Here is a 23,892-nt window from a genome sequence, read left to right on the forward strand (position 1 = left end):
ATGAGGAATGAAAATATTATATGTAGGAGACAGCTTATGTTTTAAGAAAATTGTATTATTAAATGCACGTGGCGGTGTATATTCTGAAGGGATAGTAGCTGAAGTGGAAATAGCTGTTAAATATGTAGCAAGTGCGTTCTAATTAACAAAACAACAATCACTTAATAGAGTAGTACCAGCACTGTAAAAGTGCTGGTACTGTTTTTTATCCCGCTGCTTTTGAGCGGAGTTTTCATTATCTAGGTATGAAGAAAAACCCCTATTGCTGGGAGTTTCACTTTATTTTACTATTTTATCTTTGTGCTAGTTCTTCTTGTTCATCCTTATTATGATTTGGAAGTGGAAATGCATTACCGATGATTGCAGCTCCAATCATTGGTAACAATAAATTAATTGGGAAGAACATAAGTAATAATACTGTAATAGCGAGCGGTTTTCGTATTGCATAGCTTGAAATGGCTGTCGTCACGATAGCTACTGAAGCAACTGGATCCAACGGTACGATAGTAGCCACAGCATATCCAATACTTGAACCAGCAAATATAATCGGAAAAATATGTCCACCACGCCAACCTGTATTTAAACAAACTGCCGTTATACATAATTTTAAAATCCCTGAAAGAAACAGTATCCCAAATGATAATTCTGTCCATTCATGTACTAATTCTTTTAATTGGTGTTCTCCTGAAAACAGTGTATACGGAAGTAAAGTTCCTGCAATCCCTAAAAGAATGCCACCTATAATCGCTAATGTTAGTTTATATTCTTGAAAAGGATGTACTATTTTTTCTAATATATGTTCTATTTGAAAATAAAAATAGCCCGCACCAGCACCTATACAAATAAGGGGAAGAAAGGCAATCCATTCATGGAATGTAAAAGATCCTTCTCCAAAATTAACAATAAAAGATCCTCGATTATCAAGCTGACTAAGCAATAAATATACAGAAAAACCAGCAAAAGTAGTAGCGAGATATACAATAGTCTTTTTCCCTCTAAAAGCTTCAGTGAGTTGCGTATCCTCATGTTCTCTTGGAGCTAAATAACCGAATAGCGGTGCATTAAAAATAACACTTAAAGCAGCGCCAATCCCAAATTCTGTTAGTTCGTGCATTCCTTTTAAAGTAAATTTAAAGCGATCACCAACCCATGTACAAAGTCCACCTATAATCCCAACAAGTGCTGCTTCCGGTCCTAAGCTTGCGCCAAATACTAAAACAATAATAGCCGTTAACGTAGCTTGATGCACAAAACGGTACTCAATCCTACCTGTTTTCTTATATTCAGCCATTACCTCTGGCATTAAACGCGGGTATGTACCGAAGTACTTCTGTAACAGTCCGACAAGAACACCACCAATTATTGTTACACAAATTGTGTAATAAGGTGGTGATCCGAATTCTTTAGGTAAATATCCCCAAATAAACTGAATTGCAGCATTTGTGACAACTAAAAATAACCAGACTGTAGCACCAACTAGGGCACCTAGAAACACACCGTACATGATGAGTAAATAGTGCATGCCTCTCCTAATAGCCATTCTTTATGCCTCCTTTATGTTATATTCTATTATGAAAAAGTAAGAGATTCTAATACAAAAATAGTTGGATAACTAATTCAATACGCATATTATCTTTTTAAGTGAACTACTTATTCAAGATACATTACAAAAATTAGCATTATTATTTTATGAAACTGTAAAACATTTGTAAGTGGAATTGCTTTTTTGTATGTGCTTTGATGGTTACTAAAATGAAATGTAACTCTTTAATTTTACATAGTAAGTGGAGTTTTTAAAACGTATTTTTATCTTTCGATAGAACATTAATGTTATTTTTATATAATTTGAATTCTATGAATAAACAATTAAATTTTATATATTTTTCGCGAAAATTCAGAAAAACAAATTGACACTAGGAAATATTTGCTATAAAATCAACGGTAATTGCATAAGTCTTATCAAGAATAGGTGGAGGGACCGGGCCCTATGAAACCTTGGCAACAGCCGTAAAGCGGAATTGTGCCAAATCCTGCAGGTATTTCCTGAACGATAAGAAAGGCTACATGTCGAGCGTTTATCTAAACTGCTTCTTTCTTATTTAGGAAAGAGGCAGTTTTTTTATGTTAAGAAAGAAAGGGGATTGAGAGATGAGCGATACAAGGGGAAAAGGGACAATTTGTGTGCAAGGTGGCTACGCACCGAAAAATGGTGAACCGCGTGTTTTGCCGCTTTATCAAAGCACAACGTATAAATACGATACATCTGACGATTTAGCAGCTCTTTTTAATTTAGAGGCAGAAGGTTATATTTATACCCGTATTGGTAACCCAACGCTTGCGGCATTTGAGCAGAAACTGACAGAGTTAGAAGGCGGAGTTGGTGCGGTTGCAACTGCATCTGGGCAAGCTGCAATTATGTTAGCGGTATTAAACATTTGCGGCAGCGGTGATCACCTGCTTTGCTCATCAACAGTATACGGCGGTACATTTAATTTATTTGCAGTTAGTCTGCGGAAGCTTGGCATTGAGGTTACCTTCTTTAATCCAAATTTAGCCGCTGATGAAATTGTTGCTCTCGCAAATGAGAAAACAAAGCTTGTATATGCAGAATCGCTTGGAAATCCAGCGATGAATGTTCTTAATTTTAAAGAGCTTTCCGATGCAGCAAAAGAGCTTGAGGTGCCATTTATCGTCGATAATACGTTAGCGACGCCGTATTTATGTCATGCATTTGAACATGGTGCAAACATTGTCGTTCATTCTACAACGAAATATATTGATGGCCATGCAAGTTCACTTGGCGGCATTGTCATTGATGGCGGTAATTTCGATTGGAGTAAGTTTCCTGAATTTGTTGAACCAGATCCAAGTTATCATGGTGTGAGTTACGTACAAAAATTTGGGCAAGCGGCATATATTGTGAAAGCTCGTGTGCAGTTATTAAGAGACTATGGAAATTGTATGAGTCCATTCAATGCGTATATGAGTAATATTGGTTTAGAGACACTGCATCTTCGTATGGAGCGTCATAGTCAAAATGCACTAGCTGTTGCACAGTGGCTATCTCAGCATGAACGCGTTGAGTGGGTCAATTATCCAGGACTTCAAGGTAATGAAAATTATGCATTGGCACAAAAATATTTACCGAAAGGTGCGAGCGGTGTTTTAACGTTTGGAGTAAAAGGCGGTATTGAATCCGCTAAGGAGTTTATTGCAAATGTGAAGCTCGCAGCATTAGTGACACATGTGGCAGATGCAAGAACTTGTGTGATTCATCCTGCAAGCACAACGCACCGTCAGCTTACTGAAGAACAGCAGCGTTTGGCAGGTGTAACGCCTGACTTAATTCGATTATCGGTTGGTATTGAAGATGCAGCGGATATTATTACTGATTTAGCAGAAGCCCTTTCTGGAGGAAAACAGTATGCCGATCATCATTGCTAAGGATTTACCCGCTCGTAAAGTATTACAAAATGAAAATATTTTCGTGATGACGAAAGAACGAGCAGAAACACAAGATATCCGTGCTTTGAAGATTGCTATTTTAAATTTAATGCCAACAAAGCAAGAAACAGAAACGCAGTTGCTTCGTTTAATTGGAAATACACCGCTTCAGCTTGATGTACATCTACTTCATATGGAATCTCATACCTCAAGAAATGTGGCGCAGGAACATTTAACAAGCTTCTATAAAACATTTCGTGATATTGAGGGAGAAAAATTTGACGGATTGATTATTACTGGTGCTCCGGTTGAAACACTTTCTTTCGAAGAGGTAGATTACTGGAAAGAGTTGAAACAAATTATGGAATACTCAAAGGCACATGTTACATCGACGCTTCATATTTGCTGGGGCGCGCAAGCTGGATTGTATTATCATTACGGTATTCCGAAATATCCGCTTCAGCAAAAGATGTTTGGTGTATTTGAGCATGAAGTGCAGCAGGAGCATGTGAGGTTGTTACGCGGTTTTGATGAAAGCTTTTTTGCGCCGCATTCTCGTCATACAGAAGTCCGTGCATCTGATATTCAAAGTGTACAGGAACTTGATGTGTTAGCGACATCTGAAGAAGCTGGTGTCCATCTCGTTATGAATAAAGATGGAAAGCATATTTTTGTTCTTGGACATAGTGAATACAGCTGCGAGACGTTAAAGCAGGAATATGAGCGTGATAGGCAAAGAGGGCTCGATATTGCTATTCCAAAAAACTATTTTAGACATGATAATCCATTGGAAAAGCCATTGGTAAAATGGCGTAGCCATGGGAATTTACTATTTTCAAATTGGCTAAATTATTATGTATATCAAGAAACCCCTTATATTTTGTAAAGGAAGCTAAATGTAACACGTGGTAGCGTTTTCTTTGCAAGGAGTGCCTTTTATTTTTCGGAATGTTCCAAATATATTGTTTTTTTGAATTTTACCTTATATAATGGCACCTAAATACAATTTTTAGAGGGGTGGACAGTATTATGAACGAAATTCGAGTTGGCCTATTAGGTCTTGGAACTGTAGGAAGCGGTGTGGTGCGTATTATTGAAGATCATCAAGATCGTTTAGCGCATCAAATCGGTTGTCCTGTCAAAGTAGCAAAAGTGTTAGTACAAAACATAGAAAAAGAGCGTGAGGTCCAATTAACCCCTACATTGTTAACGAAAAATCCAGATGAAATTATAAATAACCCAGATGTTGACGTTGTTATTGAAGTGATGGGCGGTATAGAAGATGCGAAAGCATATATTTTACAATCGCTGCAAAACGGAAAGCACGTTGTAACAGCAAATAAAGATTTAATGGCACTTCACGGTGCAGAACTTCTTACTGTAGCAAAAGAAAATCAAGCTGATTTGTTTTATGAAGCAAGTGTAGCAGGCGGTATTCCAATTTTGCGAAGCATTGTGGAAGGTCTTTCTTCTGATCGAATTACGAAAATGATGGGAATTGTGAACGGGACAACGAATTTTATTTTGACAAAAATGTCTCAAGAAGGGAGAGCATACGAAGACGTGTTAAATGAAGCGCAGCAACTTGGATTTGCAGAGGCAGATCCAACATCAGACGTTGAAGGGCTAGATGCGGCACGAAAGATGACGATCTTAGCAACACTAGGCTTTTCTACAAATGTAGAACTTCATGATGTGAATGTAAAAGGGATTACATCCATTACGGAAGAGGATATTACATATAGTAAGAGCTTAGGTTATACAATTAAGTTAATCGGCGTAGCGAAGCGTGATGGTGAAAAATTAGAGGTGACAGTAGAACCAACGCTGCTGCCAAATGCGCACCCGCTTGCAGCTGTTCAAAATGAATATAATGCCGTATATGTATACGGTGAAGCGGTAGGAGAAACAATGTTTTACGGACCAGGTGCAGGAAGCTTACCAACAGCAACAGCTGTTGTATCTGACTTAGTTGCGGTTATGAAAAATGTACGTCTCGGTGTAACAGGGAATAGTGCTGTGACTCCGCAATATGAGAAAGTGTTAAAAGAGGAAGACGAAATTTATGTGAAGAAGTTTCTACGCCTTTATGTGAAAGATGAGGTAGGTGTGTTTGCAAAAATTACATCTCTGTTCTCTGAACGCGGCGTTAGCTTCGAAAAGATTATTCAAATGCCATTACAAGAGAAAGGAGCAGCTGAGATTGTTATCGTTACACACCGCGCATCCCTTGCAGACTATGCGTATATTTTAGAAACGCTAGAGACGTATGAAGAAGTGGATTGCGTGAAAGCGAATTACCGTATTGAAGGAGATGCTCGCTAATGTGGAACGGACTACTTGCTGCTTATAAAGAATATTTACCGATTACTGATCAGACGCCGGCCCTTTCGTTATCAGAAGGAAATACACCACTTGTTTTATTAGAAAACCTTTCAGAAAAATGGGGTGTTTCTGTTTATGCGAAAGTAGAAGGGGCAAACCCGACTGGTTCCTTTAAAGATCGCGGGATGGTTATGGCAGTAGCGAAGGCAAAGGAAGCTGGCAGCAAAACAGTTATTTGCGCTTCAACAGGAAATACATCTGCGGCTGCAGCTGCTTATGCAGCGCGCGCAGGTTTATCTTGTATTGTTATGATTCCAAATGGAAAAATTGCATATGGTAAGTTAGCTCAGGCAGTGATGTACGGGGCTGAGATTATTAGTATTGACGGAAACTTTGACCATGCTCTGCAAATGGTGCGGAAGCTAAGCGACTTATCGCCTATTACACTTGTAAATTCAGTGAATCCGTACCGTATTGAAGGGCAAAAAACAGCGGCATTTGAAATTTGTGATGCACTTGGAAAAGCGCCTGATATTTTAGCCATTCCAGTTGGGAATGCTGGCAATATTACAGCATACTGGAAAGGGTTTACAGAGTATAACGAAAAGCATGGTACGGGTTTACCGGAAATGCGCGGTTTTGAAGCGGAAGGAGCAGCAGCGATTGTACGCGGATATAAAATTGAAGATCCTGAGACAGTTGCCACTGCAATACGCATCGGTAACCCTGCAAGTTGGGATAAAGCCGTTGCAGCTGCCCATGATTCAAATGGAAAAATTGATGAGGTAACAGATGCAGAAATTCTTCAAGCATATGAATGGCTTGCCAAGTATGAAGGGATTTTTGCAGAGCCTGCTTCTTGTGCGTCGCTTGCTGGTATTTATAAGCAAGTACAAACAGGAGAAATAACAAAAGGAAGTAAAATCGTCGCTGTCTTAACAGGAAACGGTTTAAAAGATCCTAACATTGCAATTGATACGAAAAAAATTCAGCCGCTTGTTTTACCAAATGATGAAAAGGTTGTGTTTGAACACATTCAAGGAGCTGTCCTGCGATGAAGGCGGCTCCCATGTTTACAATTCGTGTGCCTGCCAGTACAGCAAACCTTGGGCCAGGCTTTGATTCAATTGGTCTTGCGGTAAGTAAATATTTAACGGTAGATGTATTTTCGCATTACAGATGGGAGTGCAAGGCCAAAACACCACTTCTTCAAGGTGTTCCAGAAGATGAGAATAATTTACTGATTGAGACTGCTAGGGAAATAGCTGCTCGCTATAAGAAGGAGCTTCCTTATTGTCTTCTCCATCTTGATAGTGATATTCCATTAGCACGGGGTCTTGGAAGTAGTGCTTCGGCAATTATTGCTGGAATTGAACTTGCCAATCAGCTTTGTGAATTGCATCTATCTAGCAGAGAAAAGTTATTAATTGCAACGGAAATAGAGGGACATATTGATAATGTTGGAGCTGCATTATATGGTGGGCTTATAGTAGGAACATATGATGGAAAAGATATCGCATTTTTGTCACAGCCCATTCATGATGTAGAACTTGTTGCAGTTATTCCTTCGTATGAACTAAAAACAGTTCATGCAAGAGACGTGCTTCCGAGTAGGCTTCTATATATGGACGGCATTCGCGGCAGCGGCGTTGCCAATGTACTTGTTGCTGCTTTATGTAAAGAGGATTGGGTGCTTGCTGGGAAAATGATGAAGCAGGATGTGTTCCATGAGCCACATCGTAAGCAGCTCGTTCCTGAATTACAAACACTTCATGAATTAAAGCATGAGAATGTATATGGCGTTTCTTTAAGTGGTGCTGGGCCAACAGTGCTTTGTTATGTGAAAAAAGGAAGTGCTGACGAAGTAAAGGGATGGCTGCAAGGTATTTTTAGTCATTGTGTGGTAGAAACGCTTCAAGTTGTAAATGAAGGAGTTCATATTATATACGAACAACAAAAGCCCATTGAAAGTATATAGCTTTCAATGGGCTTCTTTCGTACGATAACTTTGTAATATCGTTGTGCCGATTTGGATAAATGCTTGAATAATCCATCCTGTTGTAAAAGATAGAATAATGGTACCAAAATAAATAGGCCCATGTAGAATGAAACTACCAGTTAAAAATAGACAAGCTAGAGAAATTTCTGTTTTCCGAAAGGACCACTTTGTTTTTTCAGATATTGTTAAAACAAATGCTTCTTGTGGTGCGGTGCCAAGTTGTGATGAAACATAGATACCGATTCCAGCTCCAACAAATAAATTTCCGCATATAAGTGTTATATACTTTGGAAGAGCCCGAATACCGTCCATTATAAATGCAACTGAGCCAATCATATCAACAAAAACGGAGATTAAAATCATCGTCATGATTGTACCGAATGTAATCTGCTTTCGGTTCATAGACAGTACGATAAGGGTAAAGATAAGATTAATAATAAATATCCAAGACCCGATGCTTAAACCAAAATTTTGATATAAAGCAATGAAAAACGAATCATACGGACTAAGACCAAATGAAGTAATCGTTGTCATCATATTTATACCGAGAGAGAGTAGCAGTAATCCACCTATAAAAAAGATATACTCTAGCTTAATTTTCATAATGAAACACAAATCCTTTCTTAATAAGCTTGCTAGCAAAGGATATAATGTGAAAAGCTTACCAGGTCAAGGGGTACATTTCTAAAATTTTTTTTGTATGCGATAATATGAATGGTGGGAAGGAGGATTTTATTATGTCAAATATAAAAAAAATCGCAGAAATGGCAGGTGTCTCAATTTCTACCGTTTCACGCGTTTTAAATAATCATCCGTATGTAAATGAGCAAAAACGAAAAGAGATATTAGCAATTATCGAAAAGTTAAATTATACGCAAAATTCGAATGCCATCCATTTAGTAAGAGGGAAAACGAATGTTATTGGCGTTCTCCTTCCGTTTGTAAACAATCAATATTACAGTGCAATTATAGAAGGCATTTCAAGAGAGGCCGCAAAACATAATTACAATATGATGCTTTGTCAAACAGGTTATAGTGCTGATAAAGAAATAGAAATTTTGAATATGTTAAAGATGAAAAAGTTAGATGGAGTCATTATATGTTCGAAAATTAATGCTTGCCAGGAGATTGAAAAATACACAAAGTTTGGTCCAATTGTTACGTGTGAAGATACAGTATCAAGTACAATTTCAAGCATTCATGTTGATCATTACAAAACGTTTACGCTAGGAATGGAATATTTAATAGAAAAGGGACATACACGAATTGGTTATTGCGTTGGAAGAAGTAATAGTTTCAACAGTCAAAAACGAAAACAAGCGTATCGAGAGGCTTTAGCATCTATTCATGCTATGCGGAAAGAGGAGTGGGAGTTTGTAGATTGCTTTACAATAGAGGATGGGAAACGTGTTGTTCAATCACTGCTTCATATGAAAGAGCGCCCAACGGCTCTTCTTGTATCTTGTAATCATATTGCAGCTGGTATTGTAACAGCGGCTCAAAAAAGCGGCCTTTCTATTCCAGGTGATATTGCGATTATTGGTTGTGATGATCAGCAAGTTGCAGAGATACTAGATATTACAACAATTGCTCATTCGAGTGTAGAGGTGGGTGCAGATGCATTTACAATTTTGCATGACCAAATTATGAGTAAAGAAAAAGAAGCAAAAAGAATTGAGTTATTTGCGAAATTAACGGAAAGACTTACAACATAAGGGATAAAGTGAAGCTTCCATCAGTGAGGGGTCTTACTGCCTAAAAGTTACGGGATAAAGTAAAAAGTACAATCTTGATTAAAATGATTGTGCTTTTTTCATAGGCTGATGAAAATCGCTTTTCAAAATCTCGTTTGGTATAATATGGTTAATCTATAAGGGGATAAAGGGGTTTTAGCATGAGATCGAAATTTGTGAAAGCTATTTTATTCGTTACACTTGCATCTTTTTGCTTATTTGCTTACGGCTTTATTGCTGGCGTAAACGATGTTCTAAATCCGAAAGCTTCTAAATTAACTCCTGCCGTGCAAAAAGAAGCAAAAGGGAAACAACAAAAAGGGACGTTACAAATTGTTAGTTTAGGTGATTCTTTAACGCGCGGTGTTGGAGATAAAGAGGGTATTGGATATATTGGACGTATGAAGAATGAATTGCAAACAGAATACAAGCAAAAGGTAGCGCTTACAAATTTAGCGGTGAGCGGTGCGAAAATGCCTGATTTACTGAAACAAATGGAAAGCGGCGGCGCCGGGTATGCAATTAAGCAAGCTGATGTTCTTGTTCTTACAATTGGCGGAAATGACTTATTCCCAGGATGGGAATCGCTTGAGAATCTTAATTTAACGACGTATCACCCTGATACAGTAACATTTCAAAATAACGCTAAGCAAATTTTATCCAAGCTGCGGCAGTTAAATCCAAACAGCCCAATTTTCTGGATTGGTTTGTATAATCCATTTGAAGATGTAGAAGAGCTCAAAGGCTCGTCGTCAATTGTTGTTGATTGGAATGCGTCATTAGAAAAAATTGCACTCGATTATCAAAACGTATATGTTGTCCCGACATTTGATATGTTCCAAAATCGTGGTAAGGATTTATTATATTCTGATCATTTTCACCCGAATGAAACAGGCTATACATTCATAGCGGACCGTTTATTACAAAATGTTGTAAGTAAATTAAAGCTTGGTGGGGGTGAAGAGAAATGACGACGGTGCTATCTGTACGAAATCTAAAAAAAGTAATTAAGAAAAAAACGCTTGTTGAAAATGTATCGTTTGATATACAGCAAGGAGAAGTATTTGGTTTTTTGGGACCAAACGGAGCTGGAAAAACAACAACGATTCGTATGCTTGTCGGTCTTATTCGAGCGACAGAAGGAACAATTTCAATCGGTGGCTATGATATAAAAGAAAATTTTCGCGGAGCGATGAGGCAAATAGGGAGTATCGTTGAAAACCCTGAACTGTATACATATTTGACAGGTTTTGAAAACTTAAAGCAATTTGCGCGTATGTTGGGCGGGATTTCTGATGAGCGCATTATAGAAATTGCGAAAATGGTACATCTTGATGAACGCATTCATGATAAGGTGAAAACATATTCACTTGGAATGAAGCAACGACTTGGAATTGCACAAGCTCTTCTTGGGAATCCCAAACTCCTTATATTAGATGAACCGACGAACGGGCTCGATCCAGCTGGTATTCGAGAACTTCGCGAATTTGTGCATACGCTTGTGAAAGAGGAAAACATTAGCGTATTCATCTCTAGCCACTTGTTAAGTGAAGTGCAAATGATTTGTGACCGCGTTGCGATTATCAATAAAGGGAAAGTGATTACAGTAGCAAAGGTTGAAGAATTAGTGAAGCAAGCGAGTGGCCGTGTGGAGTGGATTGTGACACCGCTTGAAAAAGCAAAGGCATTGCTTGAAGAATCTGATGAAGTGACAGAACTTGTAATAGAAGAAGGGCGATTATTATGCCGTATGAATGAAGAACGTGTAAGTTTTTATAATAAGAAATTAGTAGAGCACGATGTAGACGTTCATAGTGTAAAAGAAATTGTATTTACATTGGAAGACTTATTTATGGAACTGACAAAGGGGGAGCAACATGCGTGAATTTGCGAACCTCGTCTATAATGAGGCGGAGAAAATATATCGAAAGAAACGCATTGTAGTAGTCATGCTCATTTTGGCGATTTTAATTCCAATTTTTGTTTATGCACAGTACCGGGAAGTGCAGACAACTATAAAACGTCTTGGTACAAGTGATTGGAAAGTATCGTTGCAGCAGCAAATTGTTGATTCACAAAACCGTTTAAATAATTCGCGTCTGCCCGAAGAATGGAAAACATGGTTAAAGGTAAGGGTGCAGCAGCAACAATATTATTTAGATCATGATATTAATCCAAGTTCACCGGGAGCACCGACATTTGTACGCGCGTTTATTGAACAAGGAATTACGTTATTTATTCCACTTCTCATCATGATTGTAGCAATTGATATTGTATCGGGAGAACGGAGTGATGGAACGATGAAAATGCTCCTTACTCGGCCAATTCGGCGCTGGAAAATTCTTTTAAGTAAATACGTGACGATGGTGTTGTTTATTTCGCTCATTTTGCTGCTTGTTGGTGTTCTTTCGTATGTGTTATCAGGCGTTGTATTTGGTTATTCGGGGTGGAATTTACCGATACTGACAGGGTTCGTTACTGAAAAGGATACGTTAAACACAACCTTTGTTCATCTTATTCCGCAGTGGCAATACATTGTTATGGCTTATGGACTTGCTTGGTTTGTAGCGGTTGTCGTCGGTACAATCTCATTTATGGTTTCTGTGCTGATCCGTAATACACCAGCTGGTATGGGAGTTATGCTGGCAGCATTAATTGCTGGAGGTATCTTAAATAATTTTGCAACATCTTGGGAAGGGGCAAAATATATTTTTAGTGTCAATTTATCGTTAACGGATTATTTATCAGGACAGTTACCGGCGTTGCAAGGATTATCGATGAGCTTTTCATTACTTAATCTAACAATATGGGCAGTTGTATCGCTTATTATTGCTTTTGCAGTATTTACAAAACAAGATATGGTAAATTAATACGATAGGAAGTGAAAGAATGGAACAAATATTGAAGAATGATTGGGCACCGTTACTTGCACCTGAATTTGAGAAACCATACTATGAACAATTACAATCATTTTTAAAAGAAGAATATAGTACACATGTTGTGTATCCAAAACAGGAAGATATTTTTAATGCTTTGCATTATACAAGCTATCAAGATACGAAGGTGCTTATTTTAGGACAAGATCCATATCATGGGCCAAATCAAGCGCACGGTTTAAGTTTTTCGGTGCAACCTGGCGTACGTACGCCGCCATCGCTGCAAAATATGTACAAAGAGCTGCAGGATGATCTAGGTTATCCAATCCCGAATAACGGCTATTTAGTAAAATGGGCAGAACAAGGTGTACTTTTACTAAATACTGTATTAACTGTGCGTCAAGGAGAAGCCAATTCTCACAAAGGAAAGGGATGGGAAATTTTCACGGATCGGATTATTGAGTTGTTAAATGAACGGGAAAAGCCAGTTATCTTTGTGTTATGGGGACGACCTGCTCAGGCAAAGAAAAAGCTCATTACAAATCCAAATCATTATATCATTGAATCTGTTCATCCAAGTCCATTATCAGCACGCCGAGGGTTCTTTGGCAGCAAACCATTTTCAAAAATAAACAACTTTTTAGCAGAACAGAGAGAGCAAGAGATCGATTGGCAAATTCCAAATATCTAAATGAGAGTTCTTTCATTTAGATATTTATACATATAAAAATAGACCCTACATATGTAGGGTCTATTTTTTATTTATCCCGTATTAACGGAAAGTAAAACCCCCACGGATGGAGGTTTTACTTTATTTGTTTTCTTCCTTTTTTAATTTCGCATCTAGTACGAATGTACCAAATGGAATAACAGATGCAACAAGCGCACCAAATGCCCATGACTTTGATTTATGATGAATAGTAGTTACTTGGAAGACAGCGTAGATGAATAGTATAAACAAGACACCATGTGCCATACCTGCTACAGTAACGGCTTTTGCAAAACCTGCAAAATATTTTAGCGGCATTGCGATGAATAGAAGGATTAGAAAAGAAATTCCTTCAAGTACTCCAATGACTCTCAAACGTCCAATCGGTGTTGATAACATAAAATGACCTCCTCATAAGCTCGTCTATAATCAATTTGTATTCTTTTTGTGAATAAAATAGCCTATTTTATTCCATTATAATCAAAAATAAAATTTACACTATGATAATAGTGTAAAGTTCAAAATATCTTCACAAGCTGATGAAAATTAAAGATAAATCCCGCTGAAATATTTGACTTCAGCGGGATTTTATATATGATCGATTCAACTAATTCTCAACGAGTAAACTGTTCTTGTTCTACACGAGCACTTCGCTGTTTAATACAAATTGTTCTACAACTTTTGCAACACCATCATTCATGTTTGTATCTGTTACATGATTGGCAATGGCTTTAATGTCATCAGGTGCATTGCCCATTGCAACGCCAAGGCCAGCAAACTCAATCATTGCCAGGTCATTATAGCTATCGCCCATTGCGATAACTTCTTCACGTTTAATACCAAGTTTTTGGATGAGCTGGTTTAAGCTTGTTCCCTTTGTTACGCCAGCTTCAGTGAATTCTAAGAAGAACGGCTTTGAGCGCATCACACTTAATTGGCCTTCAAATTCTTGTTGTAATTTCTTTTCAACTTCTACAAGACGTTCTGGTGCTTCCATCATTAATACTTTCACAACTGGTTCTTTCACTGCATCTACAAAACTATCAATTTCAACAATTGGCATACCCGTAATATGAGCTTCAACTTCTGTGTATTGATTATTAGCTTCTGTTACAATGTCATCGCCAATGTACGTATGAATCCAAACCTTCTCTTGCTGGCTTGTTTTGTATAAATTATGAACGATTTCAGGTGATAACGTACTGCTAAATAATTCTTCGTTTGTTTTGCAGTTAATAATTTTTGCACCGTTAAACGATAAAATAAAACTTCCGTATTCTTCTAAATTTAGCTCTTTTGCAACCGCCCACATCGCAAATGTTGGACGGCCAGAAGCTAGTACAACTTTCACGCCGCGCTCTTGTGCTTTCATCAGTGCTTCTTTTGTACGTGGTGAAATGGTATGGTCATCGCGAAGTAATGTATCATCTAAATCTAGTACAATCATTTTATAAGACATTTGAATGGTCCTTCCTATATGAATTTAATATAAATTATAAGGCATCGAATTAATGGAATCGATTCCGTGATAATACATATACGAGCGGAAGAATCTTGTCTGCTCGTATATGTCTCTATTATCGTAACAATACTTAAAATAGACTGCAATGCTTGAAGTTTGCCAATTTGGTTTACATTTTGTGTCGATTAGTTTAACTAGCTTTTAATAGGGGCGTTCCTTTAAGATGTGTGTTTGTCCGTTGAACGAGAAAATAAAACTTCTAGTATAATTGCCATTACAGAGCCGAGTACAAGGCCGTTGCTTAAAAAGGATGCAAGAAACGGCGGGAGTGAAGAAAAGGCTCCAGATGGGATAAACATGACACCAATCCCGGTAAAGAGAGCAAGGCCGGAAACTTTGAATAAACGCTCTTTATCTTTCACAGTTTCATATTCTCGAAAAGCTAGCCCAATCATACTTGCAAATACAGGATAAATAGCGGCATAACCAACAGCTACTGGAATTGCTGCAAAGAAAGATGTAACTTTCGGAAATAGGCTAATGAGAATAATAAAGGTTGAACCTAGAAAAAACGGTAATCGTTTATAAATATTTGTTGTTGAAATAAAACCAGCTGATCCAGAAATAGCAACAGGCCCAATTGCTGAAAAAAGGCCCCCAAGAAGTTGGTTAATACCAGTAATAATTCCTGCTTGTTTAAATCGATTTTGTATTGCGGTTTCTTCATGTTTTGAAACGACTTGTTGCACAACGCGAATACTTGCTAGCATGTTTGTAAGCAATAGTAGTGTTACGAAAGCAACAGTAATGACCATATTCCATTCAAAGCGGGGCATACCGAAAACAAAAATAGAAGGAAGATGGACGATATCATTTACTGGTGTAATCGGATTAGAGAGTCCGAAGCAAGCGAATAGAACCCAACCGATTACGATACTACATAAAACAGAGTATTGTCCCAGAACAGGTAGCTTCATAATAAAGAATGATAGTAAAATAACGATGAGAGAAAGAAGAAGTACTTTTCCTTGTATTTCTTTATGTTGTCCATCAAGTCCAAACATTCCTTTCAAAAAGGAGCCGCTTAGCTGGGCAACGAGAAGAAATAAATATGTCCCGACGACAGTTGGTGTAAAATAGCGTACGAGCTTATCGATAAGTTCCAATACACTAAGAAGGATACAAATGAGACCGCTTAGTAAAAAAGAATATTGCAGTACACGAAGTGTTTCACTACTTGAACCAAATAATACAATTCCGAGACTGGCGTATAACGAAAATATACCCCACCAAAGTCCTGCAGGCCCTTCTTGAATTGGCAAGCGATGTCCAAATACAGCTTGTAATATGCCAGCGAAGCCCAGAACAAATAATGTTCGTTGTACAAAAGCGATAGCTTCTGCCCCTTCAAGTCCGTAACTAGCAGCAACACTAATCGGAACAATAAGACTACCGGCTAAAATAAATAATGCCCATTGCAAGGCAGAAAGAAATGTTTTCATCTTATCGACCTCTTTCTTGTATTCCGTTTCTAGTATATATGTATTTGATTTGTTATGGCAAAGATTGAACATAGAGAAAAGAGATGAAAGAATATTATGAGTGCACGTAAACAATTGACTATTGCAATTATATGTATGTGTTTCGTTGTAATTGTTGGAACAATCGGGTTTATGATAATAGAAGAGATTAGTATGTTTCAAGCATTTTGGATGACAATGATTACTGTACTAACAGTTGGATATGGAGATGCTGTTCCATTAACGAAAGCAGGAAAGATTTTTGCCCTTTTAATTATTCCACTTGGCGTTGGTATTGTGACATATGCGATTGGGGTAGTAGCAGCTATGATTGTTGAAGGGAATTTATTTCAAGCGGTGCGGAGGAAGAAGATGGAGAAACAAATTGCAGAAATAAAAGATCATATTATTGTGTGCGGATGTGGCAGGGTTGGTTTGCAAGTTGTGCAAGAATTACGAGAGAAAAATATTCCTTTTATTGTTGTTGATAGGGAAGAGTCTGTATTAGCAGAGCAAAAGCTGTTATATGTACATGGCGATGCGACAGAAGATGAGGTTTTACATAAAGCTGGTATTACGAGGGCTGCTGGTTTAGTGGCGATTGTTGCCAGTGATGCCGAAAATGTGTTTATTACATTAACTGCAAGAGGCCTAAACCCGAATATTAAAATTATAGCTCGGGCAGAAAAACAAGAGTCGGAAGAGAAGCTAAGACGCGCTGGTGCGAATAAAGTCATTAACCCATCTAGTATGGCAGGAATTCATATTGCAAAAGGACTTGCGAATCCTTTAACCGTTCATTATATAGATACAGTGTTATATGGAACAGAACAAAATTTTGCTATTGAAGAAATTGAAATGGCTGCAGGATCATCCTTGATTGGAAAAACACTAATGGAAGGAAATGTAAGAAATCGTTTTGATGTTACGATTTTAGCGATTTTGCGAGATGGACATATTATTCATAACCCAACAGGGGCGGAAAAATTAGCAGAACGTGATATGATAATAGTATTTGGTCCAGTAGAGAAATTGGAGCAATTTGAGAAAGACTTACAATATATGAGGTGATAAAGAATGCAAATATCTAGCGATAAGATTTTGAATAAAATGGCAAGCGAAATTGCAAAAGCGAAAGGAAGCGAATCACATAAAACGAAAGAACATCTTTTAGTTGTTCGTGCATTATGCGATTTATTGCTTGAAGAACAGACGGAAGCTCCTGCGTATGTTGAGCCGAAAATACAAACACAAGTTATATCGCCGCAAATACAAACACAAGTTATATCGCCGCAAATGCCGGTGCAACCAATTGCTTCGTTTTCAGGAGAGCCTGTATATATAAAAGAAGACGATGCAAACGGAAACTCGCTTTTTGATTTTTAAAATTTAAATAGTTGGATTGTGTGTAAAAATTTTTTATTATAAAAATAAAAAGGGGAATTCCAATGAAAATTTTCTTCTTATTAGGTTGTATTGCAGCTGCATTATCTGTTGCACTTGGTGCATTTGGAGCGCACGGACTTGAAGGGAAAATCTCTGCAAAAATGTTAGAAGTTTGGAAAACAGGTGTTACGTATCAAATGTTTCATGCAGGTGGATTATTTGTTGTCGCTTTGTTAATGGACAAGATTCAATCTTCTCTTGTAAGCGCAGCAGGCTGGTGTATGGTGGCGGGTATTATTATGTTTTCCGGAAGCTTATATGCATTAAGTACAACTGGTATGAAATTTTTTGGTCCAATCACTCCGCTTGGCGGCGTAGCATTTATTGTAGGCTGGATTTTACTAGGAACTGCGGTCGTAAAAGGGTTATAAAGTGAAACTTCTTCTTGGGAAACGTTTTTTTCCCAAGAGGTTAGTTGAACCAATCGGGCCCTTACAGATCGTGTGCACTTTACTTCCTTGTCTAACCTCTTACCAGCTGTTTGGGCGAGATAAAAATAAAACAAAAGCTGGCATTTGCCAGCTTTTTTTTATCATCTTGGAGGGTAAGTTGCTGGTTGTTGTGCTGGGAAGTAGGTGATTTCTCCAGGAAATTCTACATAATCAAGATAGATCATAAGCAGTAAATAACGTTTTCCGGACTTAGGTTCACTTACAATGATATGATCGCGTCCTGCAGCCTCAATGATGCCTGTATAGGATTGTGTACCAAGTGTGCTGCCGCGCTCATATGTCATAAAAAAAGTCGCTGTTTTTCCTTTGTTTAAACGAAGGATATTTTCAATATACGATTGTTCAAGTGGAAGCATACCTTGAGAAGCGGCAAGTTGTGCTTGAGCAGTTTGCGGCGTCGGCGGTGTTGGCATTTGTTGTCCTGGTTGCGGTTGCATATATCCGCCAGATGGTTGATAAAATCCTCCCCCATAGTATGGGTTTTGTTGCTGTGCCATACGAAATCCCTCCTCTTTTCAGTTCACTAATACACACCTGGGCAGTCTTGACCAGTTGGTTGGAAAAAGCAATGATTTTTAAAACGACCAGAATTTTCTTGGTTAAACCAAGTTGACGGACAATCACCTGGTGGTCGGAAAAACCATAAAGAAAAATTAGCAGGCCAGAAGCGTTCACCTTGAACTGTACGTCTTGCTAAGGCGAGATCACTTTCACGGGCACGCTGATAGAAGTAACCTTTTTGTGTAGCCTCAAACCCACCAGGACTTTGAAATACCATTTGACGAAGGTTTCGAATCTTTTTAAAGTCTAAGCAATTCCCTCTTACGCGATTGACGCCGACATTTCCAACCAAAAGCATTCCTTTAGGCCCTTCTCCTTCTGCTTCTGCTCGCATTAACCTTGCGAGTAGTTTTAAGTGTTCTTCTGTATAGGCAATAACACCCATCTGTGTCACCTCTCTTATTACTCGGCTAGAGAAAAGAAAGTGTAGAACAACCACTAATTCATAGGTATGAAAAAAAGAGGGCAGATATGACAACTAAGCCATGTTTTATGATGAGGGATAATCTGTAGTTTTGCCCCGTAAAAGCCCGATTAGTGAGAGCTTTCCATCAGTGGAGGATGAAGAAAATCTCCACTGATGGAAGTTTCACTTTATTGAGGGTTGATTCAACCGAGAGTGTTAGCAGGGTATAAAAAAAGGAACGAAAAATCGTTCCTTTTTAGCTTATACATGTAAAAATTTTGCGACCTTTTCGCTTGGTAAAATGTTTCCAATGAAGAATGTTCCAAATTCACCATAACGTGCACTTACTTCGTCAAAGCGCATTTCGTATACAAGTTTCTTAAATTGAAGAACATCATCAGCGAATAATGTTACGCCCCATTCATAATCATCAAAACCTACAGAACCAGTAATGATTTGACGTACTTTTCCTGCATATTGACGACCGATTTTGCCGTGGCTATACATTAATTTTTTGCGCTCTTCCATCGGTAACATGTACCAGTTATCATCACCTTGGCGGCGCTTATCCATCGGATAGAAGCAAACGTGATTTGCTTTTGGTAATGTTGGGTATAGACGCGCAAGAATTTGTGGATTTTGGTACGGATCTTCTTCAGCAGGAAGATAGTTACTTAACTCCACAACAGATACGTAAGAGTATGTAGGAAGCATATACTCTGCTAATGTTGTTTTATTGAATTCTGCTTCAATTTCATTTAATTCTTCCATTGTTGGACGTAAAATCATGAACATGATATCAGCCTTTTGCCCAACGATTGTATACATTGCATGGCTACCTTGTTTTGCAGTTTCTGTTTTGTTCCACTTTTCAACGATGTTTAAAAATTCGAACATTGCTTGCTGACGCTCGTCACTAGATAATGTTTTCCATGCCGCCCAGTCCATAGAACGGAAATCGTGTAAACAATACCAACCATCTAACGTTTTTGCTGCTTCACTCATTAGGTTCACCTCGAATAGTCAAGTTTTACACGTTAACTATATCATATATAGATGAAAAAGCATGTATCGGAATCTTGGGAGCACAAAATTGTCACATTTCATGGCGGAATTTTAAGAAAATATAATCATTTTTATTTTACCTATTTTTTAGAAGCAATAAGTTTAAAATATAGATAAAAAGCGGTATTCTTAAATATGGATTTGAATTTGTAGGAGGGTTATTGGTGAGCGATTTATTTACAACAGTAAAAGAAAAAGTTCAAGGTAAAGGCGTTTCTATCGTACTTCCTGAAGGAACTGATGAAAGAATTCTAGGCGCTGCAGAGCGTTTAGCAAAAGAAGAGTTAGTAAAACCAATCTTAGTTGGTAATAAAGAAGAAATTAGCGCGAAAGCTGCTAGCATGAACTTAACATTAGCAGGCGTTGATATTTATGATCCAGCTACATACGAAGAAATGGATGCAATGGTAGCATCTTTTATTGAACGCCGTAAAGGTAAAGCAACAGAAGAAGCAGCTCGTAAAATCTTAAAAGACGAAAACTATTTCGGTACAATGCTTGTATACATGGGAAAAGCACACGGCCTAGTAAGTGGTGCAGCTCATTCTACGGCTGATACAGTTCGTCCAGCACTACAAATTATTAAAACAAAACCAGGCGTTACAAAAACTTCTGGCGTATTTATCATGGTACGTGGCGATGAGAAGTACGTATTTGCTGACTGCGCAATCAACATTGCACCAAACAGCCAAGATTTAGCTGAAATTGGTATTGAAAGTGCAAAAACAGCTGAATTATTCGGCATCGATCCACGTGTTGCAATGTTAAGCTTCTCTACAAAGGGTTCTGCGAAATCTCCAGAAACAGAAAAAGTTGTAGAAGCAACTCGCATCGCGAAAGAAATGGCTCCTGAATTAACATTAGACGGTGAGTTCCAATTTGACGCTGCATTCGTACCATCTGTAGCTGAAAAGAAAGCACCAGGTTCTGTTATTAAAGGTGACGCGAATGTATTCGTATTCCCAAGCTTAGAGGCTGGAAATATCGGTTACAAAATTGCACAGCGCTTAGGTAACTTCGAAGCAGTGGGACCAATCTTACAGGGCTTAAACATGCCAGTAAATGATTTATCTCGTGGTTGTAACGAAGAAGAAGTGTACAAGCTTGCTTTAATTACAGCGGCTCAAGCACTATAATTATGAAAAAAGCCCCGCAAATGCGGGGCTTTTTAGTTTTCTAATTCAAGTGATTTATTGTTTCGATCAATAATACGCTGTAAGTGATGCTCGTATAGCGGTATCTCGTCTATTGTAAGTTGAGATGGTGTTAACTGCGGTGTAAAGTGCTGTAATGTTTGTAAAAGGCGCATCATTAAATCTTGAACGGTAATGTCTTTACCAAGTAATTCTGATAAGGAAGCCATCGTACTTGGAATAATTTCAGGATAGGTAAACTTTGTTTCTTCTCCTTGAATAGCTAAGTTATAAAAATCGCGAACAAGTGCAGCGCGTTCTGAACCACTATTTGTAGCACATAAGTAAATTTGTACAGCAACGCCTCCGCGAATACGACGCTGTGAAATACCGGCAAATTTTTTATCGTTAATACTTAAATCATAGCTGCCAGGACAGTAAGAGCCGACGATTTCTTTTGCTTCAATATTAACATTATAATCTTTCAGCATTTCCTTAATTAAATGCCACATTGTATCATAGCCAAGATCGATATCAATACCTTTTTCTGTTTCGCGGAATAGAAGAGAGACGTTCAGAACACCCTCATCTAGCACAACAGCAAGCCCGCCGGAATTACGGACAATGACATTGAAACCTTTCCTTTTTAAAAATTCAATTCCCTGCTTTAAATAAGGTAATCGTGTATCTTGAATGCCAAGAACAATTGTATTGTAATGAACCCAAGAGCGCATAGTTGCTGCGGATGTACCGTTTCCGACTGTTGTACATAACGTATCATCCATTGCGAAAGACTGCAGCGCATGAAATTGTGGACCTAAGCTTGATTGGTCAATAATGCGCCACTCTGGTTGAGATAAAATCGAACGAGAATCGCTCATGTAAATAACCCCTTATCTATAAAATGACAATATTTATCCCGCTATTTGCGGGCAGTAAGACCCCCACCTCAAGATTCAGAGAAAAGCATTGTCCAGCCCTAGCGGCTAGAATCTCTGGTCGTTTCGCCCCCTCGGACGAGGCAAAAAGCACCTCTCTGTCGGGTGCTCCAACGTCCTGCGATTCTGAGCGAGCCGCTTCCGCTTTTCTTAAGAATCTAGGTGGGGGGTAACTGCCCGTAAAAGCCCGATTGGGCGGGTTTTCCAGCAGTGCAGGATGAAAAAACCCCCCACTGCAGGAAGTTTCACTTTATTATAGCAAAAAAGAGAGAGTAGAGAGGAATGTTGGAAAAAGAACCTGAAAGGATTGAAAAAACTAGAGTTATCCCGATATATAGAGAGAATCTAAGATGAAAGAATTTCAAATGGTAAACGAAACCAGAATAAAAAGGATGCTATCATAGCATCCTTCTCATTCTGCAATCTTTTCTAAATTTCCGTTTCGATCCATGCGAAACGAGGTTTGTGTACGCTCTTCGTCGTCCATTAATGCAAGTTTACGCGCGCGGTTCATAATTTTCATCAGCGTCTCGTAATCTTCTTGAACTGTAGTTGATTGCTGCTCTAGTTTTTCCACTTTCTTTTCTAATTCAGCATTTCTTCGCATATGCTCGGCAATTTCTTGTTTCAATCTCTCATTCTCTCTTTCAAGCGCGGATACTTTTACATTAGAAGTTCCGAGTGACTGTAGAAAACGGATAACGTCATGCATAGCAATGGAAGAAGTTGTTGGCGTTACTTGTGCAGTTTGAACAGGTTGAACAGTTTCAACAGGTTGCTCAATTTCGATAGCTATATTTTCATCAGTTGTTACAGTAGATGAAATCGGCGGTGTATATAGAAGGCGTTTTTTTGCCTGTTCTCCGCCATTTGCACGCATTTTATCTTTACGATGCTTTTTCGCAAGTTGTAATGCTTGATCGTAACTATAGCGCACCACAGCATTCCAACGAAATCCACAAGCTGCTGAGGTACGATTTAATTTATCACCAACTTCTTCAAAGGCGTTTAATTGTGTACTTCCTTCGCGAACGTGGCGCAAAACGGTTTCAGCAAGAAGTAAATCATCTTCTTCAGTCCAAGCATCTTGTCTTACTTTCATAGATTCATCTCCCTTTCTTTTTATCAATATCTTATTTTTAGAATGGACAAAATAAATCGCTTTTATACAAAGCTTTTAAAATTATGGTAGATTTTGAGCAGAAGTGTATTTGCAGGTTATATTTGCTGTGCGAAAAAGCAAGAGTATGCGATTGATTTAGTATGAAACCTGGCAGGAAGAAAACTTGCATCACATCGAAAAGAAAGGTAAAATACCATTTAGTGTTTATTGTTATATGTACTTGAGAAAAGTTTCAAAATAGAGGAAGTGTTATATAAAATGGGAAACGAATTTCGTGTGTGTGATGATTGTCAGGCAACGAATATTAAGACGTTAGTACCGCGTTTAAAAAAAATAGATGAATGTGCAGATATTCAAATTGGATGTCAATCGTATTGCGGTCCTGGTCGTAAGAAATCATTTGCATTTGTAAATAACCGTCCAGTTGCAGCACCAAATGAAGATGAGTTAATTAAAAAAATTGAAGCAAAGTTAAACAAGTAAAAAGATACGATGGTGTATCTTTTTTTTGTGCACTAAAGTTTTGCAGAATGTAAAAAAGTTTTGTATAACGAAATCAAGGGTTGACAAATTTTAGTGTAAATTTGTAGAATGATATTGATAATCATTATCATAATCAAGAGTTGTTCTTGATTTTCTTTTTTGCTCTATAGTGAGAATGAATTTCATTATTGTTTGTGTATATTGAAAGTTAGGATGT

Annotated in this window: 25 protein-coding genes, 1 pseudogene and 1 riboswitch; of the genes and pseudogenes, 16 read left to right on the forward strand and 10 right to left on the reverse strand. The window is 38.1% G+C overall.

The genetic code is table 11. From position 1 onward, the window contains the following. Positions 1-43: 43 nt before the first annotated feature. A pseudogene (locus tag ACFQZ1_RS01580) lies at positions 44-133 on the forward strand (FMN-dependent NADH-azoreductase); the annotation flags it as partial. A 159-nt stretch (positions 134-292) separates the two neighbouring features. Here ACFQZ1_RS01580 and ACFQZ1_RS01585 read toward each other — a convergent pair. Further along, positions 293-1,540, reverse strand: coding sequence for a chloride channel protein (locus ACFQZ1_RS01585; protein ID WP_377880351.1), 1,248 nt, complete (start codon positions 1,538-1,540; stop codon positions 293-295). A gap of 413 nt (positions 1,541-1,953) precedes the next feature. After that, positions 1,954-2,057: riboswitch (SAM riboswitch) on the forward strand. Between the two features lie 91 nt (positions 2,058-2,148). Here ACFQZ1_RS01585 and ACFQZ1_RS01590 point away from each other — a divergent pair. The 5 genes from ACFQZ1_RS01590 to thrB all read left to right on the forward strand — a co-directional run bounded on the left by ACFQZ1_RS01590 (position 2,149) and on the right by thrB (position 7,747). Then, a complete protein-coding gene (locus tag ACFQZ1_RS01590) occupies positions 2,149-3,444 on the forward strand; it encodes a bifunctional O-acetylhomoserine aminocarboxypropyltransferase/cysteine synthase (RefSeq protein ID WP_377880352.1) in 1,296 nt (431 codons plus the stop codon). Continuing rightward, a complete protein-coding gene (metA, locus tag ACFQZ1_RS01595; RefSeq protein ID WP_377880353.1) occupies positions 3,425-4,330 on the forward strand; it encodes a homoserine O-acetyltransferase MetA in 906 nt (301 codons plus the stop codon). The genes ACFQZ1_RS01590 and metA overlap by 20 nt, the downstream gene beginning before the upstream one ends. Positions 4,331-4,473: 143 nt before the next feature. Beyond that, positions 4,474-5,769 (forward strand): homoserine dehydrogenase, encoded by a 1,296-nt coding sequence (locus ACFQZ1_RS01600; protein WP_377880354.1) that lies wholly within the window; start codon positions 4,474-4,476, stop codon positions 5,767-5,769. Then, positions 5,769-6,827: a threonine synthase gene (thrC, locus tag ACFQZ1_RS01605; RefSeq protein WP_377880355.1), complete on the forward strand. Its 1,059-nt coding sequence runs from the start codon at positions 5,769-5,771 to the stop codon at positions 6,825-6,827. The genes ACFQZ1_RS01600 and thrC overlap by 1 nt, the downstream gene beginning before the upstream one ends. Continuing rightward, positions 6,824-7,747: a homoserine kinase gene (gene thrB / locus ACFQZ1_RS01610; protein WP_377880356.1), complete on the forward strand. Its 924-nt coding sequence runs from the start codon at positions 6,824-6,826 to the stop codon at positions 7,745-7,747. Before thrC ends, thrB begins: the two co-directional genes overlap by 4 nt. A 3-nt stretch (positions 7,748-7,750) precedes the next feature. Here thrB and ACFQZ1_RS01615 read toward each other — a convergent pair whose 3' ends face one another. Then, positions 7,751-8,374 (reverse strand): YczE/YyaS/YitT family protein, encoded by a 624-nt coding sequence (locus ACFQZ1_RS01615; protein WP_377880481.1) that lies wholly within the window; start codon positions 8,372-8,374, stop codon positions 7,751-7,753. A gap of 131 nt (positions 8,375-8,505) precedes the next feature. On the opposite strand from ACFQZ1_RS01615, the gene ACFQZ1_RS01620 reads away from it, so the two are divergent. The 5 genes from ACFQZ1_RS01620 (at position 8,506) to ACFQZ1_RS01640 (ending at position 13,068) form a co-directional block, all read left to right on the forward strand. Continuing rightward, positions 8,506-9,483, forward strand: a complete 978-nt coding sequence (locus ACFQZ1_RS01620; RefSeq protein ID WP_377880357.1) for a LacI family DNA-binding transcriptional regulator — start codon at positions 8,506-8,508, stop codon at positions 9,481-9,483. A 179-nt stretch (positions 9,484-9,662) separates the two neighbouring features. Next, the gene (locus tag ACFQZ1_RS01625) at positions 9,663-10,472 is read left to right on the forward strand and encodes an SGNH/GDSL hydrolase family protein (protein WP_377880358.1); all 810 of its coding nucleotides are present in this window, start codon (positions 9,663-9,665) and stop codon (positions 10,470-10,472) included. Next, positions 10,469-11,386, forward strand: coding sequence for an ABC transporter ATP-binding protein (locus ACFQZ1_RS01630; RefSeq protein WP_377880359.1), 918 nt, complete (start codon positions 10,469-10,471; stop codon positions 11,384-11,386). Before ACFQZ1_RS01625 ends, ACFQZ1_RS01630 begins: the two co-directional genes overlap by 4 nt. Next, positions 11,379-12,371, forward strand: a complete 993-nt coding sequence (locus ACFQZ1_RS01635) for an ABC transporter permease subunit (RefSeq protein ID WP_377880360.1) — start codon at positions 11,379-11,381, stop codon at positions 12,369-12,371. Before ACFQZ1_RS01630 ends, ACFQZ1_RS01635 begins: the two co-directional genes overlap by 8 nt. Before the next feature lie 19 nt (positions 12,372-12,390). Further along, positions 12,391-13,068: a uracil-DNA glycosylase gene (locus tag ACFQZ1_RS01640; protein ID WP_377880361.1), complete on the forward strand. Its 678-nt coding sequence runs from the start codon at positions 12,391-12,393 to the stop codon at positions 13,066-13,068. Positions 13,069-13,188: 120 nt separating this feature from the next. On the opposite strand, the gene ACFQZ1_RS01645 is transcribed toward ACFQZ1_RS01640, so the two are convergent. The 3 genes from ACFQZ1_RS01645 to ACFQZ1_RS01655 form a co-directional block, all read right to left on the reverse strand. Next, positions 13,189-13,485 (reverse strand): DUF3817 domain-containing protein, encoded by a 297-nt coding sequence (locus ACFQZ1_RS01645; RefSeq protein ID WP_098310089.1) that lies wholly within the window; start codon positions 13,483-13,485, stop codon positions 13,189-13,191. 238 nt (positions 13,486-13,723) lie between these two features. Next, positions 13,724-14,545, reverse strand: coding sequence for a Cof-type HAD-IIB family hydrolase (locus ACFQZ1_RS01650; protein WP_377880362.1), 822 nt, complete (start codon positions 14,543-14,545; stop codon positions 13,724-13,726). A 221-nt stretch (positions 14,546-14,766) separates the two neighbouring features. Further along, complete coding sequence (locus ACFQZ1_RS01655; RefSeq protein ID WP_377880363.1) at positions 14,767-16,050, reverse strand: purine/pyrimidine permease; 1,284 nt, start codon at positions 16,048-16,050, stop codon at positions 14,767-14,769. Between the two features lie 96 nt (positions 16,051-16,146). Between ACFQZ1_RS01655 and ACFQZ1_RS01660 the strand changes: the two genes are divergently transcribed. The 3 genes from ACFQZ1_RS01660 to ACFQZ1_RS01670 all read left to right on the forward strand — a co-directional run bounded on the left by ACFQZ1_RS01660 (position 16,147) and on the right by ACFQZ1_RS01670 (position 17,885). Then, a complete protein-coding gene (locus ACFQZ1_RS01660; protein WP_377880364.1) occupies positions 16,147-17,139 on the forward strand; it encodes a potassium channel family protein in 993 nt (330 codons plus the stop codon). A gap of 6 nt (positions 17,140-17,145) precedes the next feature. Then, entirely contained in the window at positions 17,146-17,454 is a 309-nt protein-coding gene (locus ACFQZ1_RS01665; protein ID WP_377880365.1) for a YwdI family protein, read from the forward strand. Between the two features lie 62 nt (positions 17,455-17,516). Further along, complete coding sequence (locus ACFQZ1_RS01670; RefSeq protein WP_377880366.1) at positions 17,517-17,885, forward strand: DUF423 domain-containing protein; 369 nt, start codon at positions 17,517-17,519, stop codon at positions 17,883-17,885. A 161-nt stretch (positions 17,886-18,046) separates the two neighbouring features. Here the strand turns inward: ACFQZ1_RS01670 and gerQ are convergent, their stop codons facing one another. The 3 genes from gerQ to hemQ form a co-directional block, all read right to left on the reverse strand. Beyond that, on the reverse strand, positions 18,047-18,463 hold the full coding sequence (gerQ, locus tag ACFQZ1_RS01675) for a spore coat protein GerQ (protein WP_377880367.1): 417 nt from the start codon (positions 18,461-18,463) through the stop codon (positions 18,047-18,049). A 26-nt stretch (positions 18,464-18,489) separates the two neighbouring features. After that, a complete protein-coding gene (locus tag ACFQZ1_RS01680) occupies positions 18,490-18,912 on the reverse strand; it encodes a cell wall hydrolase (RefSeq protein WP_377880368.1) in 423 nt (140 codons plus the stop codon). Between the two features lie 282 nt (positions 18,913-19,194). Continuing rightward, on the reverse strand, positions 19,195-19,938 hold the full coding sequence (hemQ, locus tag ACFQZ1_RS01685) for a hydrogen peroxide-dependent heme synthase (protein ID WP_377880369.1): 744 nt from the start codon (positions 19,936-19,938) through the stop codon (positions 19,195-19,197). 224 nt (positions 19,939-20,162) lie between these two features. Here hemQ and pta point away from each other — a divergent pair, with 224 nt between their 5' ends. After that, a complete protein-coding gene (gene pta, locus ACFQZ1_RS01690; protein ID WP_377880370.1) occupies positions 20,163-21,134 on the forward strand; it encodes a phosphate acetyltransferase in 972 nt (323 codons plus the stop codon). A 32-nt stretch (positions 21,135-21,166) separates the two neighbouring features. On the opposite strand, the gene lipL is transcribed toward pta, so the two are convergent. Together lipL and ACFQZ1_RS01700 are read right to left on the reverse strand one after the other, a co-directional pair. Further along, positions 21,167-22,012, reverse strand: a complete 846-nt coding sequence (lipL, locus tag ACFQZ1_RS01695; RefSeq protein WP_377880371.1) for an octanoyl-[GcvH]:protein N-octanoyltransferase — start codon at positions 22,010-22,012, stop codon at positions 21,167-21,169. 469 nt (positions 22,013-22,481) lie between these two features. Then, positions 22,482-23,171: an RsfA family transcriptional regulator gene (locus ACFQZ1_RS01700; protein WP_377880372.1), complete on the reverse strand. Its 690-nt coding sequence runs from the start codon at positions 23,169-23,171 to the stop codon at positions 22,482-22,484. 279 nt (positions 23,172-23,450) lie between these two features. On the opposite strand from ACFQZ1_RS01700, the gene ACFQZ1_RS01705 reads away from it, so the two are divergent. Then, the gene (locus ACFQZ1_RS01705; RefSeq protein WP_098310077.1) at positions 23,451-23,675 is read left to right on the forward strand and encodes a YuzB family protein; all 225 of its coding nucleotides are present in this window, start codon (positions 23,451-23,453) and stop codon (positions 23,673-23,675) included. Positions 23,676-23,892 lie beyond the last annotated feature (217 nt).

This window comes from Bacillus sp. CGMCC 1.60114, from assembly GCF_042676365.1.
GTDB lineage: Bacteria > Bacillota > Bacilli > Bacillales > Bacillaceae_G > Bacillus_A > Bacillus_A rhizoplanae_A.